This is a genomic window from Neobacillus sp. 204, from assembly GCF_046562815.1.
In the GTDB taxonomy this organism is placed as follows: domain Bacteria; phylum Bacillota; class Bacilli; order Bacillales; family Cytobacillaceae; genus Neobacillus.
On the sequence record NZ_JBJORY010000001.1, the window covers coordinates 733,177 to 749,521 of the forward strand.

A 16,345-nucleotide genomic window follows, 5' to 3' on the forward strand; every position below is an offset into this window, starting at 1 on the left:
AAATAGGTCATTAGTTTAACAAGAAAAAAAAATAGAACAACAGAATTAACCTGGTGTTCCCCAATTGAAATATCATATTTTCAATGACTTTTTATCTTTACTTATAAACTTTCATCGGTAAATAAGTTAAGGACTGTCCCGTTGCTGAAGCAGTTAAATTTTCTTCTAATTGAAAACCTTCTACCGGTTCGATTCGAGAAAACTTTTGTAAGAATGCCTCAAGAGCAATTTTCATTTCTAATCGTGCAAGAGGCGCACCTAAACAGATATGTGGACCATTTCCGAATGTCAAATGTCTTTTATTATTTGAACGATGAATGTTTAAAGAGAACGGGTCGTCAAACATATTTTCATCCATATTACATGCACTCATCCACGCAATGACAACATCTCCTTTTTTCAACTCAGTGCCTAATAAATTATTATCTTGTTTAACAGTACGATCCCTTCTTGACATATGAAAACGATAACGGAGCATTTCCTCGACTGTGTTTGGTACTAATTCAACATTATCTCTTAGTTCTCCATATAATGACTGGTCATCATAGAGTAATGAATAGAAAGTATTGGCTGACTTGTTGTTTCAACCCCGGCACCTAGAAGTAACATTGTGGTTTGTACTATCTGCTCATCCGAAAACCTTTCGCCATTTACTTCGGCTTGGATTAAATCAGAGATAATATCATCCGAAAGGTTCGAACGTTTTTGAACGTCAATCGGATAAAGGTATTGGAAATATTCTTTTGCAGCATTTTGTTTTTCCAGTTCAATATCTTCCAGCCTTTCTTTGTCATAAGGTTGGAAAAGGATATCAACCCATTTTTTGAACTGATACCTATCTTGTACCGGTACCCCAAATAAATCCGTTATGACTAGACTAGGTAATGGCCCAGCCAAGTCTTCCACAATATTAACAGTAGAGTTTTCTTGTATGGCTTCCACAAGTTCGGTTGCAATCTGTTGAATACGCGGCTCCCAGTTTTTTAAACTGCGGGGAGTGAATGCAGCTGCTAACAAGGAGCGTGCTTTCCGGTGCTGAGGTGGGTCTAAAAGTGTAATATTCATAATAGGTGAAGTTTTTTCTTGTTGGTCTTTAGCTCCAACAAAAATTGTGGTTCTTGGACCTTCACTTGAAAAGTATTCATAGTTACTTAACACCTGTTTAACATCTTCATATTTAAACACATTCCATGTATTTGTTTTTTCATGATAATAAACAGGATGATTGTGAAGCATTTCTTTGTACCAATTAATAGGAAAAAACTCTTCCGTACGTGATTGGAAATTTGTGATTTCATTCATTGGAATTACTTCTTTATTCATAAAATTCTTCCTCCTATAACTGAATTTACACAAAGTAATAATAATGGTTAATGTTAATTATGTATTACTTCATGTCTAATGCTAATTTTAAATTACTCTAATCAGAGCAGTTTTTATAGAGTAAATTGCACTAAAGAATTTTATTTTTGTTCTGTTTCAAAATTATATAAATGAGCTTTATTACTCTTGCGTTACACGCTTACAGAAGCTTTATATTTTAAGAAAAGTAACGTTTCAGCTGCTAAGAATGAAGATGAAAGGAGGTATGATGATGACTATTATGATAAAATTTAAGGGTTTAAAGAACTAATTATAAGAAAGGAGATTTTCCTATGTCTCTTTCGTTATTTATACTCGGGATTTTGGCTAATGAAAATAGCAACCCCTATCAATTAAAGAAAGCATTACTAGATGTAATTCCCATAAAAATAAGTGAAGGAAAATTTTACTATAACTTTGAGGCACTACAGAAAAAAGGACTCATTGAACCTGTCGAAACAATTCAGATAGTCAATCGCCCAAACAAAACCCTGTACGGGATTACTCAGGAAGGAAGACGTTTTCTTGAGCAAGAGATTTATAACAGCTTTAAAAAAGTCTCAAAGATAGAAGATTTGTACATATCCATTTATCTGCTAAAATACATTGATCCAGTCAAGGTAGCTTTTTATCTTGAGGAAACTATAAAAAAAGAAAAGAATCGTTGGGATGAATATAAACAGGCTAAAGTACGAATTGAATTACTTGATGAAAAACAGCAGAGGGCGGTTCAATTTATAAGTGAACATGCATTTAGTCAATCAGAACATAATATTCATTGGATGGAAAAGCTCTTAACTTTTATAAATCGGTTCGAACAATGAAATAAAAAGCAGCATGGCTCTGTTTGCGATATTCATAGGCATCCTGTATAACAATTTTATTCGCTTATTTTTTCTTTTGGTTAAAGAAGTCATTGAAATCAGGCTGTTTAATGGGACGCTTATATAACAAAGTTGCCATTATTACAGGCGCTGCAAGTGGGATGGGGTTAGCCGCAGTAGAAACCACTCTGCTGTCTGTATCCAATAATAAGGATTATATTATGTGCGGAGCTTTAAATGTTAAATTTTTAAATGAAAAATTAGCCGATCGGATCTATGAGGCACCCTAGGATGAACAAATCACTTTGAGAAGTGCGATTACGCCAATCAAAAAGCTCGATGAAGTGACAGGAGGCTTTCAAGGCGGGGAATTGACAATTCTAGCGGCAAGATCATCAATGATGACTTTTCCTCGGTTTTCTTTTGAAGTTTTGGTCTTCATTCGCTTAATGATGACCTTTTCCTCGGCTTTCATTTGGAGTTTTGGTCTTCATTCGCTTGATGATAACCTTTTCTTCGGCTTTCTTATGAAGTTTTGGTCTTCATTCGCTTAATGATGACCTTTTCTACTTCTTACTTGCGAACCAAGTAGCCTTTATATTCTTTTTAATTAACAATATTCAATTAATAATCTCCATTGTTTTCGGTAACTTTATCTGATATATTATGAACATCACTTATTAAAGAGGTTTAATAAGTTTTTTGTTCAATACTTATTAAAGAGTTTTAATAAGTGTTTTTGTTAGAAAGTTATTAAAGTTCTTTAATAACTCCATTTTAATAGGCGGTGACCCTTGTGAATACGACTCCAAAATCGTTGAGAACGGAAATCCTTCGCGGTATTCGTAAATCTCTTCTAGAACTTGGAAGTGCAACCAAAGTAGAACTTAGCGATAAATTAGGAATTAGTTTCCCTACAATAAGTAAATTCTTATCACAGATGGAAAAGGACGGTGAACTTATTTCAGTCGGTCTTGATGATTCTAGTGGTGGAAGAAGGGCAAAAAGATATGCATACAATCCGGAGTATATGTTAGGGTTGGCGATCTTTTTAGAGAGAACAGAGACAAATTATATTGTCTTTAACTGTTTAGGAGAAGTAAAGGATGTTGGTAAAACATCAAGTGCATTAATAGATGACGATTTAAAAATATTAACTAAGTATGTTGAAGATTTAATAGAGAAATATCCGAAAATCAAATCTGTAGCCATTGGTGTACCTGGTTCCGTTGATAATGGACGGATTATTTATATACCAGGTTATGAGCATCTTCAAAGCTTTGATTTGAAGGGATACTTGGAAAATCAGTTCTCAATACCATTTGTAATAGAAAACGATATGAATGCGGCAGTGCTTGGTTATTACGATAGTAAGGGAATCAAGAAAAATAAATCTCTCATTTATTTATATTCAGGTCAAAATGGTCCAGGTGCTGGGATCATTGTAAATGGGGTTGTGGTGCGAGGAAGCACTAATTTTTCAGGAGAGGTATCATTCGTTCCACAGTATGATGACCGAAATTTCGGGCAGGCTTTGGAAAATGGAAACCGGTCTAAAAAAGCAATTTTATGTGAGGAATATGAGATCGACGCCATTAGCAGGTTGGTAGCTTCATTTGTAGCAATCATTAACCCTCGCACAATTATTTTTTGCGATGATGAAGTTAATCAATTCATCATAGACCAAATTGTAGAACGAAGCTCAAAGTATATTCCAGCAGAGCATCTTCCAGAACTAATAATGAGTGATTGGAAACAAGATTATCTATTTGGATTACAAAGTCTTGGTCTTAATCTGATGATCACAGAAATTAGCAGCTAAGACAAATCAATACCTATTGAAATTAAAAGGCGGGGTTACATGGCTACATTCTTTTTAGTAATTATTTATTTGGCTTTTATCAGCTTAGGTTTACCGGATTCATTGTTGGGAGTGTCATGGTCTTTGATGCAATCGGAGTTCGGAGCACTATTAGAGACAGCCGGATTGCTTTTTATGACGATAGCTGGTGGAACGATCATTTCCAGTTTTTTTAGCGGAGCTGTGCTTAATCGATTCGGAACTGGCATTGTCACATTTTTCAGTTGTTTAATGACAGCTGGAGCACTGCTTGGGTTTCATTTTGCTCCTTCGCTTGTTTGGTTGTTTATTTGTGCCATACCACTTGGATTGGGTGCAGGTGCAGTTGATACGGGATTAAACAATTATGTAGCTTCACATTACAAAGCACACCACATGAGTTGGCTCCATTGTTTTTGGGGAGTTGGGGCTACACTTGGTCCCGTAATTATGGCTCAGTTTATTTCAGGGCAACAATCTTGGAGAAGCGGGTATCTTGCCATCGCTGGTCTGCAGTTTGTGTTAGTTGTCATTCTTTTCTTCACTTTGCCTTTATGGAATAAGGTAGGAGGAAACAGTAATGTTAACGCAACTATAGAGCTAGAAAACACAAATAGTACATTTTATGGAGCTGATGCTGAAAATCATAAACCCATTCAAATAAGGGGAGTTAAACTGGCTTTGATATCTTTCTTGTTTTATTGTGGCGCAGAAGCAACGATGGGACTTTGGGGAAGTAGTTTCCTAGTAAATGTTAAAGATTTATCGGTAGATGTTGCAGCAAAATGGGTTTCCTTGTATTACGCAGGAATAACCATCGGTAGATTAATAACAGGCTTTATTACCTTAAAAATAGGTAACCGTACACTAATTCGGATGGGGCAAATAATAGCATTAGTTGGTGCCGCACTTCTACTCCTACCTTTGCCATCCACATTCTCGCTTGTAGGTTTTATTATGGTTGGATTAGGATTAGCACCGATATTTCCATGTATGTTGCATGATACGCCAATACGATTTGGACAAAAACATTCTCAAACAATTATGGGATATCAAATGGCTGTTGCTTATACAGGTAGCACGTTCCTCCCCCCTCTTCTTGGTTTCCTTGCAGCACACTCAACAATAGGAATCTTCCCATTTGTCATTGCAGGTTTTATTGCAATAATGCTTTGGGGTTCTGAAAAATTAAATGCCATATTGAATAGGAACGAATTAATAAGAGTAGAAAATAACAACTCCACAGTAATTTAATCGGGGGGGTTAATAGGTTATTTAACCACCCGCAAAAATTTTAAAAAAGGTAAAAATATAACAACATTTGAGGAGTGACAGTGAGATGAAAATAGAGCATGTGGCAATCTGGGTCAAAGACTTAGAGGGTATGAAGAGGTTTTATGAAACGTATTTTAATGGGACTGCAAACTCAAAGTATCATAATAAAGACAAGGAATTTGAATCTTATTTTCTAACGTTTGACGGGGGTGCACGTTTAGAGATTATGTGTAAGTCAGGCGTCGATAAGTCGGATCTGGACGATACGATTGGCTGGGCTCATATTGCAATTTCCCTAGGAAGCAAGGAGTCCGTCAACCAAATGACAGCTCGCTTACAAAATGATGGTTATCGCCTTGTTAATGGTCCTCGTGTTACTGGGGACGGTTACTATGAGAGTGTGATAGAAGACCTAGAAGGCAATCTTATAGAATTGACTGTGTAATAGGTGGTAAGGGAATAATGCTTGGCAGGAAACCAGAGTATTACTTTTACATTCACCAGCTGGCTAGCGCCGTCTATTCTTGGGGATTACACTTGGTATGAGCAAACAGTTACAACCACTGCTGCAGATTCATATACTTACCAGTAAACTATCAAGCGTCAACTCTTAGTGTGCAGTAAAAGTCTGAAGGTTAAATCTTATTGATCCATATCCCCGGTGCTTAAAAATTCGAAGCACTGGGGTTATGGATTTTTTTATTATGAATTATGTGGTAAAACATATATTGAGTAGTGGCTGACTTCTTTATTTAACTATACCTTCATGAAGCCAAACTGATCTAAACTCATTTCATTTACAATTACAAAGGTTATGATTTGATTTATTTTTAATACACAAGGAGGGAAATAAATTGGATATAAAAGCAATCTTTTATGATCTGGACGATACGTTACATGATCACCTTTGCCTTTTTCTAACGCGCTGAAAGAAACGCTCCCAATGTATTATGGGCAAGTTGATGTTGCCTCTTTATATAAAAAGTTCCGACACTTCAGCGATATCCTTTGGAAAAGCTATAGTGCTAATGAATTAACTTTAGCAGATCTTAGAATAAAGCGAATAGTTCTCGCTTTATGGCTGGTGCTCTAAATGTTCCTGTTTCCGTAATGGAAACCGCAGGAGAAGGCGGAGCATGGGGGATTGCCCTGCTTGCATCTTATATGATGAACAAAGCCGATAATGAAACGTTGGAAGAGTATTTAAGCTACAAAGTATTTGCCGAAAAGAATGGTATAACAATGTCCCCTGATCAAAAGGATGTAGAGGGATTTGAGCATTTTATGAAACGTTATATTAAGGGACTTGCAATTGAAAGAGGATCAAAAAAGTTGTAAGTTATTAGTCTTAGTTTCGGTAAAAAATTTAGTGAAATGTTTAGATACAGCAGAATTATCTGGTAATAAGTCGAATTTAAGTATCATGGAACAATTTCAAAAACAGTACCTTGATTAAAATCAGTCACTTTCATAGAGCCATAAACCCCTAAATATAGTCTGGTTTGATCCAGATTCGTTCCCAAACTAACATAATAAGCGGATTGAGACCCAAAATCATAATCGGTATCGATCACACTAAAATCACTTAGTTTACCATCTGTTCTTACCCTGGTATAAGCTAAAGCCCCTCTAACCGGAGGTCGGGATTCTTCTTTTCGGGCAAGATCGGTAAACACAACGCTTCCCGTTAAATCGGGGATTCCGTTCCCCATGTATGCCCGGACTCCTGTAAGTGCAGTTCCTCCAAACTTATCTGGGCGCGGATCTTTATGAAAATAACTAGTTAAAGGCTGAAGACGTTTCGTTGAAGTTTTTATTGCTTCATCGTAATAAGCAATGGTTTTTTCATCCAATTTCGGATTTTGAGTGCAGCCCCTTATAATCGAAGTAGGAGAAGCACCTTCCCAACCTCGCCAGCCAAAGTTAATAAATCCTTCTTGGTCAGGTTCGGTGTTTCTTAAAGAAGCTTGAACAAGCTGAGTAACCGGTATTGGTTTATATTGAACGAATGAAAAAATCGACTCTGCCAGATCCTGTCCGACATTTCCCACATATTTAATATACTGATTATAATACCTTTGATATGAAATGCCTGATATATTGCGGACCCCTTTGGCAATTACCGTAAGCGTTTCCTGAATAGGTGCGGAAAGTTCATTCAAACGTGTGACTACGGGTGGATTATCGATAAATGTATTCTTAACTACATCAATTTCAAGTATTTTACCAGCGATTTCCATTCCGTCCTGACTTAAATTAAATGGATCATAGCCTGATCCACCATCTCCGGTTGTTAAAACAAGTTTTCCTGTTTCAGGTGAAAAGTTTAAGCTATTGACACCATTATGATTCATGAAAGGTCTTCTCAAGTTAAGTAACGTCCGTCGTTTTTGAGGTTGACCATTTGATTGTAAAATCCATTCTTCCACTGTATCAATATGATCATATTGAGTTTCTCTATTTATCCACCTTTTGTTTAAGGTTCCGGGATCACACGGGTTAGGGTTAAAGGATTCAGAAAGAGCACCTGGGCCTTGTGTTCCAGCTACTGAATAATGAAGATAAAATAGTCCGTTATAATAAAATTCGGGATGAAACGCTAGCCCTAGCAATCCCCGTTCATCATAACCACCATTAGAACCACCTAGTTTTATGATTTGCGGGCGAATATCTAAAAAAGTACTGATAGCGCCGTTTCCTATGTAAAAGATCTCTCCTACCTGGGTTGCAATAAATAATCTTTCAATTGAGTCGCCCGGAAGGATAGTTGTTTTCAAAACAGTGGGTAAATTTATCTTACTAACTATGGGTCGTAAACTAACCTTAACTTTTTTCACCTACTTTTACACTCCTTCTAATTGTTTTCTTTTATAAGATTATGATTGGAACTATTCTAATAGTACCAAATTAGGGCTGGAGAATCTGATAAGGTATAGCCCCATTTTCCGCACCAGAAAAAATCTTTGGGTCAGTAAGCCAATTGATTTTTCACAAAGATTCAACTGAGTTCAAAAAAGCTGCTTAATAAATGAATGCAGAATTTATAAGATAGAAATAATAGGTGGGATACAAATTATTTGGAATTCATCTAATAAGGAGACAGTTAAAATGACGAATGCAAAGTTAGCAGTAATTTACTACAGCATGGGTGGAACAAACTATCAACTAGCAAGATGGGCAGAAGAAGGTGCTAAAGAAGCAGGTGCAGAAGTGAAAGTATTTAAAGTGCCTGAACTAGCTCCACAATCAGCTATCGAAGGAAATCCTGTTTGGAAAGCTACAGTTGAAAAAACAAAAGATGTACCAGAGGTTAAATTAGACGACTTAGAATGGGCAGATGCCATTATTTTCAGTGTACCGACTCGATTTGGTAATATGCCATCACAAATGAAACAATTCCTTGATACTACAGGTGGTCTTTGGTTTAATGGGAAACTTGTAAATAAAGTAGTAAGTGCAATGTCTTCAGCACAAAATGCTCACGGTGGTCAAGAGGCAACGATTTTATCACTCTATACCACCATGTATCATTGGGGAGCAATTGTCGCTGCTCCTGGTTATACAGATCCAGTTACATTTGGAGCTGGTGGTAACCCATATGGGACAAGTGTTACTGTTGGTCAAGATGGTAAAATGATAGAAGATGTACAGGCAGCAGTTAAACACCAAGCAAAACGTACAGTTACAGTTGCAGAATGGGTGAAAAAAGCCAATCAATAGATTTCAAAATAAAGAAAAAGCTAATCGGAAACTTCGCGATTAGCTTTTTCTTTATTTTGAAATTTGAGAAGGGTATATAAGGACAATTTTTCATGTTGAAACTTTAGCATAGATAACAAAAAACACATTAATTTGAAGTAAAATGATTATACCCGAAACCGGTATAAAAATGTCGAAAATGTAAAAAGAGAGAATAATACTTAAGAACAGACTTAAATGAAATATCTTAAGCTTCTGATCTTCATACCGATATTTATGAAATACTAAGGTCGTTGATAAAAAATAAATTAAAGCTGCACCAAAGATAAAATTAAGTATGAAATAATAGCTAATTTCTTCATTAAATAAAAGTTGAATAGAAGCAGCAATCATACTTAAAGAAATATAAATAAAGAGATGTCCATAAAGGATCATTTGTCCCGTTGTTTTGATAGCCTTATCAATTTTTTTCTCAAGATTGTCAAAATATTGCCACCAAAATGAAATAATTAATGAGAATGACAATACAGAGTATCCTATGGCATTCCACCTACCAATCTGGGGATGAAGAACAGATAAAATGCTAATAATAGATTCTCCCAATAATATAAGCGTCAACAGTCCAAAACGTTCTAATAAATGAGAAGTGTTAACCGGATGTTTAACTAGGTGTTTCCTACCGAATAGAGGAATAAAAATGTCAACAATAATTCCTATATAAAGAACCACATATTTAAACCACGAAGAACAGAATATCGAGCAACTTGAAATAAAAATACCTATCCAAAACCTTGTTGCTAAATAATACGCAGCCTTGTTTTGTTCCCTCTTTCCCTTTCTAATAACCAAAAAGTATTGAAATGCAGTTAATACTCTAACGCCGATGAATCCAACTAAAAAAGGGATATAATAGCGATCAAAATCAACCGATAAGCTAGAGATTAAAATTAACACAAATACCATTTGGAAAATGATTAAAAATCTTTGATGAAATTTGTCCTTTCCAAAACGGTTCACAAACATTGTCTGTCCGACCCATGCCCACCAGACCGGAATAAATATTAAATTGAATTTAAGTAAATTTACAAATAAAACCTCTCCTTCATTAACCCTCAGTAATACATGGGTTGCCTTGGAAATTGCTGCGACATATAAAAGGTCACAAAAAAGTTCTAGCCAGGTTACTTTTTTTTCTACCATTTTAATACTCCTATTTCTGATGATATTATTTTCAAAAATATTATTATGTCCATTATACTAAATTAAATCGTTTAACTATAAGGCCCTTAGAGCACATTACAACCAGGTTACAAAGTACTGTGGTTCCTCCACTCGTGAGGTTTTTTTTAGGTTGGCTTTATTTTTGCAACATTTTCATATATATTTTCAGAAAATTCGAATGTAGGGACATCTCCTTTAATAAAGTAAATGTAAACGGGTGTAAAAAGACTTTTTATTCGGAATACTGCTGGAAAGTTTCATATTACGGTAAGTAAAGGAACCATGTGCATTTTTAATTAAAAGGGAGGGTTAAAATGCTGCATATTATAGCCTGTATCAAGCAAGTGCCTGACACCAAAATTATCAAAATGAATCCAAAAACAAACACGATGGACCGCAGGACGGCGCCTGCGATATTGAATCCGTATGATACCCATGCAGTTGAAGAGGCGGTTCGTCTAAAGAATCGGTATGGGGGAATCGTATCCGTTGTAACGATGGGACCGCCTCCCGCGGTTAACGCGATTAAAACGTGCATTGAAATAGGCGCCGATGAGGGCTATTTAATCACGGACCGCCGGTTTGCGGGTGCGGATACATTGGCAACCAGCTATGCCGTATCAAAGGCACTTGAAAAAATTGCAAAAACGAAGCCGATAGATCTGATTATTTGCGGAAAAATGTCCATCGATGGAGATACAGGGCAAGTCGGGCCCGGAATTGCACGAAGGCTTGATATTCCACCGCTGACTTCTGTAAACAAAGTAGTGGAAATCAATCAAGAGGAAGGATATGCCATTGTTCATCGCAAGTTGGAGGACGGATATGAAGTCGTTCGATCCACATTGCCGTGTTTGTTCTCTGTTGAAAAAACAATCAATGAAGTGCCGTATTCTCCGCTTCCAAACATGATAAAAGCTGCCAGATATAAACCGCATATCTGGTCTGTTGACGACCTGGAAGAGGTAGATGTGAAGCAGCTTGGTTTGAAGGGATCCCCAACGATTGTCTCTAAAGTATGGGCTCCGCAAAAACCAGCAGGGGGAGCGTTCCTTGAAGGTAACCCAACGGCACAAGTAGAGCAATTGCTCTCAGTCCTTCTTGAAAAGAAAGAACTGTTTGAAATGAAGGGGGAATTGTAATTGGATTTCCAAGATTACAAAGGTGTTTGGGTATTCATTGAACAAAAGGATGGGGAGGTTGCTTCCGTGTCACTTGAGTTATTAGGTGCCGGAAGAAAGTTGGCAGACAAACGGGGAGTGGAATTGGCGGGTATTTTAATCGGGGAAAATGTTAAGGATTTAACAAAAACCGTATTTGAATATGGAGCAGATACAGTGTATTTATATGATCAACCTATCTTTAAACATTACCGGACCGAAACCTTCATGAAGGCGCTGCTGGTATGTACGGATAAATATAAACCGGAAATTATCCTCTTCGGTGCCACATCAACGGGAAAAGACCTAGCAAGCGCAGTGGCTACCGATATGCCGACAGGCTTAACGGCAGATACGACGGAGCTGGATGTTGAAGAGGAAACGGGATTACTATTGGCGAGCAGGCCGGCTTTTGGCGGAAATATCATGGCGACTATTTTATGTAAAAAATACCGTCCGCAAATGGCGACAGTACGCTCTAAAGTCATGAAGGCACTTACCCCGGAGTCGGGGAGAACAGGCAAGATTGTTGAAGAAACGATATCTCTAAAAGAAGAAGATATTCGGACAAAAGTCTTGGAAATTGTAAAGGAAACAGTTAAGAAAGTAAGAATTGACGAGGCGGATATCATTGTTGCCGGTGGAAAGGGATTAGGGAGTTTCGAGGGTTTTCAGTTAATTCACCAATTGGCAGAAACTCTTGGAGGAGCGGTTGGTGCAAGCAGGGATGTAGTAGAAGCAGGTTGGATCGAACATGCTCATCAAGTGGGGCAAACCGGATTGACGGTAACGCCAAAAATTTATTTTGCAATCGGAATTTCAGGAGCAATTCAACATATAGTGGGAATGAAAAATTCCGGTTTAATTATTGCCATTAATAAGGACAAAGAAGCCCCCATTTTTCAGTCCTGTCATTATGGAATTGTTGGAGATGCTTTTGAGATCGTTCCTATACTAATCGAACAGTTTAAAAAGGCTTTATCCAGAGAAAAGGTAAGCAATACCAGCGAAGGTTGATGTAATGATATAAGGGAGAGACACATAAAATAGAAATTCTCAAAAAGGTCGGAGTCTTAAGTTCCCACAATGAATTATGTGTTACTCACGATAACTCTATAATAAAGCCTCATGGTGAATTTTCACCCATGAGGCTTTTTCCTATATATACCTTTTTTATATTTTGTTTTTCAGCCTTTTTCCTCTCAAAATAAAAAGTAGCTAGTTTAGTTCTACATATCCTTTTCATTTATTTTTATAAAAAGGAAGCGTAATTGAATCTAACTAGATGGATAAATAAGAGGGCTAATTGGAAAGATAAATTAATTAAAAGAGGATATTATTGGCCAATATCGATTCGATTTTTTTACTTTGATCAAGGATTATAAATGGATTCTGTTCTAAGAGAAAGATAACTAGTGTCTTTTAAAGAATAGATGATTAAAAACAATATAAGTAAGCAGGAGATTTAAATGGAAGATACACTTATACCCATTCTGAGAACAGCTGTCAGCTTTATGCTTTTAATACTCGTTACTCTGGCTATTGGAAAGCATATTAACTCTCATAAAAACCACTATAGTTTTGCCTTATCCGTTACAATTGGTTCCTTTATAGCGAACATGGGGTTTGATACGAATTTAAAGTTCAAAGAAATTCTAATTTCATTTCTTGTATTAGTTTTAATGTTTTATTTGTTCATGGTGTTATCTTCTAGGAGTCGAAGTTTTAGAAAATGGTTATCTGGTAAACCTACCCTGCTAATAGAAAAAGGAAAATTACTAGACAATAATATGAAAAAGGTAAAGTTCTCGATTGACGACCTTAATCAGCTTTTAAGGGAAAAGGATATCTTTAATATATTTGAAGTGGAATACGCATTACTAGAAGTGAGCGGGGAATTATCCATTCTTAAAAAGATACCGTTTCAAAATGTAATAAAAAAAGATTTAAATTTGCCCAATTCCTTAGAGTCGCTGCCGGTTGAACTCATTATGGACGGGAAAATCATCGAAAAGAACGCTTCCGGCATTTATAAACGTGAGTGGATTGAAGCTGAATTCAAAAGAAGAAATTTACGAATAGAAGAAATTTATTATGCTGTAGTCAATAGCGATGGTTACCTTTTTGTAGACAAATATGAAGATAAATTAACTTCACCTACAGATGTTGAATAATTTGGAAAGGCTAATTGAAAATAGGAAGGCAACAATTCGGTTTATACGAACAAAAAATCCCCGGAATTTGTCAAAAGGGGATTTTTTTTTGCATTGGAAAAGCCCAGTAGTTAACAACTACCAAAGGTCCAACTGGTATAATCGTTTCTTTATGTTGGTTACCTATTAACCTTACTTAAATGAAAAAGCATATACAACTGCTTAGCAAGAAATTGCGGTGTATAAGGCATGTCCCTACGCAACCAAGGTACGATCGTGCCGATAAGAGCAGAAGAACCGTGCCAAATAGCAATATCCCTTTGGATATCGGTAGTAGCGAGCAAGGAGTCTATCTGTCCGGTTACCAATCCAAATAATTATAATCCTGCTATTGAACCTGCTGAAGAAGTGAAAGATATTAAAGAAGGACAATTAGTCGAAAGTGATCAAGTAAAAAGGACTTTTGAAGAAGTCATAGATTTAGATTTTTAAATATGAAGTAGTGCAGAGGTGTTCTTCTCCTTTGTAATTCGGTATTTCTTTTGTTCCTATTGGAAGGTAAAGACTGTATTTCGTTCTGCTATTTTTTATTAAATTCTATTAAATATTTTGTATACCAATTAATATTCTAAACAGGAATTTTCTATTATAACCGTGAACACAAAATTATAATTCTATAGGGTGTGGTTTGGGCGGGGATACTTTTTGTGACAGGTCCGTATATAACAATTAGATCTCTGTTCGCAGGGGTTCTTGAAAAGAGTTGCCCATTTGTTAATACTATTTGAGTATATGGAGAAATATTTAATCGTAAAGTAGAGGAGGTATGCATAAACCTCCTCAATTACTTGTTTAATCCCATAAAAAATATAAGAAAACTGGTCACACTTTTGGTCACATCTTGATCACGAATTAGATGTTTTTATATTTAATCAAATAAAATTAAATGATATATGACTGGATAAAAAATGCTAGATAGCTTTTTCCCCTTGACATAGGAAACAAAATTGATATAAAATTCAAATCGTAATGATTTCGATTTAAAAAGAAACTTATAAGGAGGAAAATATTGTATGCGCGTAAAAATAACCCTGCAATGTACAGAAACAGGTGATAGAAATTACATCACCACTAAAAACAAAAGAAATAACCCTGAAAGGCTAGTACTTAGGAAATATTCTCCCCGATTGAAACGCTACACCATACATAGAGAAACGAAGTAGGAACTTTGGAAAGTTATAGTATGATTATAATGACTGGGAGCAATTTCGCTATATCATTGTATAAGTGTAATCTGTAAATCGTAATGATTTTGATTTAAAACATAAATGGAAGGAAGATTACCATGAAAGACACAAGAATTCCAGTAACCGTTTTAAGCGGTTATTTAGGAGCAGGAAAAACAACATTATTAAATCATATTCTCCAAAACCGCGAAGGATTGAGAGTTGCTGTTATTGTCAATGACATGAGCGAAATTAATGTAGATGCCGAGTTAGTAAAACAAGGAGGGGGGCTAAATAGGATGGAAGAAAAGCTTGTTGAATTATCAAATGGGTGCATTTGTTGTACGCTAAGAGAAGATCTTTTAAAAGAAGTGGAACGACTGGCCAAGATTGGTAACATTGATTACATCGTGATTGAATCAACGGGTATCAGTGAACCGGTACCAGTTGCTCAAACATTTTCTTACATAGATGAGGAATTGGGGATTGACCTTACAAAGTACTGCAGACTAGATACAATGGTTACTGTTGTTGATGCAAACAGGTTTTGGCATGATTTTGCCTCAGGGGACCTCCTTTTGGAAAGAAGCCAGGCACTAGGTGATGATGACGATCGAACCGTTGCGGACTTATTGATAGACCAAATTGAGTTTTGTGATGTTTTAGTTCTTAATAAATGTGATTTACTAGAAGAGGAGCAATTAAATCAGTTGGAGGTATTTTTAAGAAAGCTTCAACCTGAAGCAAAGTTACACCGTTCCATTAAGTGTAAAATTCCAAATTCAGAGATTTTAAATACGGGATTATTTAATTTAGAGGCAGCAAGTGAATCTGCTGGCTGGTTGAAAGAGTTGGAGGCCCCGGAGCATAAGCCAGAAACGGAAGAGTATGGTATTAGCTCCTTTGTTTATAGAAGTCCTATCCCATTTCATTCTGAAAGATTTAATCGATGGGTAGAAAAAATGCCTGCTGAAATCGTAAGGGCAAAGGGAATAGTATGGTGCGCAACCAGGAATGACCTAGCTTTATTGTTCTCACAAGCAGGACCATCTGTTCAATTAGAGCCTGTTACTTATTGGGTAGCATCTTTACCTCCAGAACAACAAACCCAATATTTAGAGGAAGACCTTGCTTTAAAAAATGACTGGCATGAAAAGTTTGGAGATCGGAAAAATGAATTCGTTCTAATCGGAATCGACATGGATAAAAATCTTGTGAAAGCCTCTTTAGATCGCTGTTTATTGACCGAAGAGGAGATGACTCAAAATTGGAATCAAATGAATGATCCTTTCGTATGGACCATTACTACAGCAGGATAAAATTTCGGTTTGTCTCTTTCTGCAAATGACCCGGCAAAAAAACATTAAAAGGAGATTGGTTCGACCATAAGGTTGTAAAAAAGAACCCTGATAATACTAGTTAAAATTATTTATCAAGTATTATCAGGGAATTATTTTAACTAAAGGCTGTGTTAAAGGTTATTGTTGATTTTTCCACTCTGTTGATTGGAGCGGAAATCAACAGACATGTTAAACACAGCATAACTAAAAATAAAGAGATTGTCATTCCTATCATATGGTTATGT

Annotated in this window: 14 protein-coding genes and 4 pseudogenes; 14 read left to right on the forward strand and 4 right to left on the reverse strand. The window is 36.2% G+C overall.

Going from position 1 to position 16,345, the window contains the following annotated elements; genetic code table 11:
* Positions 1 to 97: 97 nt before the first annotated feature.
* Positions 98 to 1,323 (reverse strand): annotated as a pseudogene (locus ACJ004_RS03455) (cytochrome P450).
* 332 nt (positions 1,324 to 1,655) lie between these two features.
* On the opposite strand from ACJ004_RS03455, the gene ACJ004_RS03460 reads away from it, so the two are divergent.
* From ACJ004_RS03460 to ACJ004_RS03495, 8 genes and pseudogenes are all read left to right on the forward strand, one after another.
* A complete protein-coding gene (locus tag ACJ004_RS03460; RefSeq protein WP_410891119.1) occupies positions 1,656 to 2,186 on the forward strand; it encodes a PadR family transcriptional regulator in 531 nt (176 codons plus the stop codon).
* Positions 2,187 to 2,365: 179 nt separating this feature from the next.
* A pseudogene (locus ACJ004_RS03465) lies at positions 2,366 to 2,458 on the forward strand (YunC family protein); the annotation flags it as partial.
* Between the two features lie 33 nt (positions 2,459 to 2,491).
* On the forward strand, positions 2,492 to 2,740 hold the full coding sequence (locus tag ACJ004_RS03470) for a hypothetical protein (RefSeq protein WP_410891120.1): 249 nt from the start codon (positions 2,492 to 2,494) through the stop codon (positions 2,738 to 2,740).
* Positions 2,741 to 2,982: 242 nt separating this feature from the next.
* On the forward strand, positions 2,983 to 4,008 hold the full coding sequence (locus ACJ004_RS03475; protein ID WP_410891121.1) for an ROK family transcriptional regulator: 1,026 nt from the start codon (positions 2,983 to 2,985) through the stop codon (positions 4,006 to 4,008).
* A 39-nt stretch (positions 4,009 to 4,047) separates the two neighbouring features.
* Entirely contained in the window at positions 4,048 to 5,280 is a 1,233-nt protein-coding gene (locus tag ACJ004_RS03480) for an MFS transporter (protein WP_410891122.1), read from the forward strand.
* An 85-nt stretch (positions 5,281 to 5,365) separates the two neighbouring features.
* The gene (locus tag ACJ004_RS03485) at positions 5,366 to 5,746 is read left to right on the forward strand and encodes a VOC family protein (protein WP_410891123.1); all 381 of its coding nucleotides are present in this window, start codon (positions 5,366 to 5,368) and stop codon (positions 5,744 to 5,746) included.
* Between the two features lie 21 nt (positions 5,747 to 5,767).
* Positions 5,768 to 5,893, forward strand: a complete 126-nt coding sequence (locus ACJ004_RS03490) for a hypothetical protein (RefSeq protein WP_410891124.1) — start codon at positions 5,768 to 5,770, stop codon at positions 5,891 to 5,893.
* A gap of 479 nt (positions 5,894 to 6,372) precedes the next feature.
* Positions 6,373 to 6,639 (forward strand): annotated as a pseudogene (locus ACJ004_RS03495) (ATPase); the annotation flags it as partial.
* A gap of 83 nt (positions 6,640 to 6,722) precedes the next feature.
* On the opposite strand, the gene ACJ004_RS03500 reads toward ACJ004_RS03495, so the two are convergent.
* The gene (locus tag ACJ004_RS03500; RefSeq protein ID WP_410891125.1) at positions 6,723 to 8,138 is read right to left on the reverse strand and encodes a PQQ-dependent sugar dehydrogenase; all 1,416 of its coding nucleotides are present in this window, start codon (positions 8,136 to 8,138) and stop codon (positions 6,723 to 6,725) included.
* Between the two features lie 271 nt (positions 8,139 to 8,409).
* On the opposite strand from ACJ004_RS03500, the gene wrbA reads away from it, so the two are divergent.
* Entirely contained in the window at positions 8,410 to 9,021 is a 612-nt protein-coding gene (gene wrbA, locus ACJ004_RS03505) for an NAD(P)H:quinone oxidoreductase (RefSeq protein WP_410891126.1), read from the forward strand.
* 90 nt (positions 9,022 to 9,111) lie between these two features.
* Here the strand turns inward: wrbA and ACJ004_RS03510 are convergent, their stop codons facing one another.
* Positions 9,112 to 10,200: a low temperature requirement protein A gene (locus ACJ004_RS03510; protein WP_410891127.1), complete on the reverse strand. Its 1,089-nt coding sequence runs from the start codon at positions 10,198 to 10,200 to the stop codon at positions 9,112 to 9,114.
* A 335-nt stretch (positions 10,201 to 10,535) separates the two neighbouring features.
* Here ACJ004_RS03510 and ACJ004_RS03515 point away from each other — a divergent pair, with 335 nt between their 5' ends.
* The 3 genes from ACJ004_RS03515 (at position 10,536) to ACJ004_RS03525 (ending at position 13,555) form a co-directional block, all read left to right on the forward strand.
* Complete coding sequence (locus ACJ004_RS03515; RefSeq protein ID WP_410891128.1) at positions 10,536 to 11,363, forward strand: electron transfer flavoprotein subunit beta/FixA family protein; 828 nt, start codon at positions 10,536 to 10,538, stop codon at positions 11,361 to 11,363.
* Positions 11,364 to 12,398 (forward strand): electron transfer flavoprotein subunit alpha/FixB family protein, encoded by a 1,035-nt coding sequence (locus ACJ004_RS03520; protein ID WP_410891129.1) that lies wholly within the window; start codon positions 11,364 to 11,366, stop codon positions 12,396 to 12,398.
* A gap of 452 nt (positions 12,399 to 12,850) precedes the next feature.
* Positions 12,851 to 13,555: a DUF421 domain-containing protein gene (locus tag ACJ004_RS03525; RefSeq protein ID WP_410891130.1), complete on the forward strand. Its 705-nt coding sequence runs from the start codon at positions 12,851 to 12,853 to the stop codon at positions 13,553 to 13,555.
* A 158-nt stretch (positions 13,556 to 13,713) separates the two neighbouring features.
* Here the strand turns inward: ACJ004_RS03525 and ACJ004_RS03530 are convergent.
* A pseudogene (locus ACJ004_RS03530) lies at positions 13,714 to 13,875 on the reverse strand (TetR-like C-terminal domain-containing protein); the annotation flags it as partial.
* 732 nt (positions 13,876 to 14,607) lie between these two features.
* On the opposite strand from ACJ004_RS03530, the gene rpmG reads away from it, so the two are divergent.
* Positions 14,608 to 14,757, forward strand: coding sequence for a 50S ribosomal protein L33 (gene rpmG / locus ACJ004_RS03535; RefSeq protein WP_410891131.1), 150 nt, complete (start codon positions 14,608 to 14,610; stop codon positions 14,755 to 14,757).
* Positions 14,758 to 14,879: 122 nt separating this feature from the next.
* Positions 14,880 to 16,079: a GTP-binding protein gene (locus ACJ004_RS03540; protein WP_410891132.1), complete on the forward strand. Its 1,200-nt coding sequence runs from the start codon at positions 14,880 to 14,882 to the stop codon at positions 16,077 to 16,079.
* Positions 16,080 to 16,345: the final 266 nt, after the last annotated feature.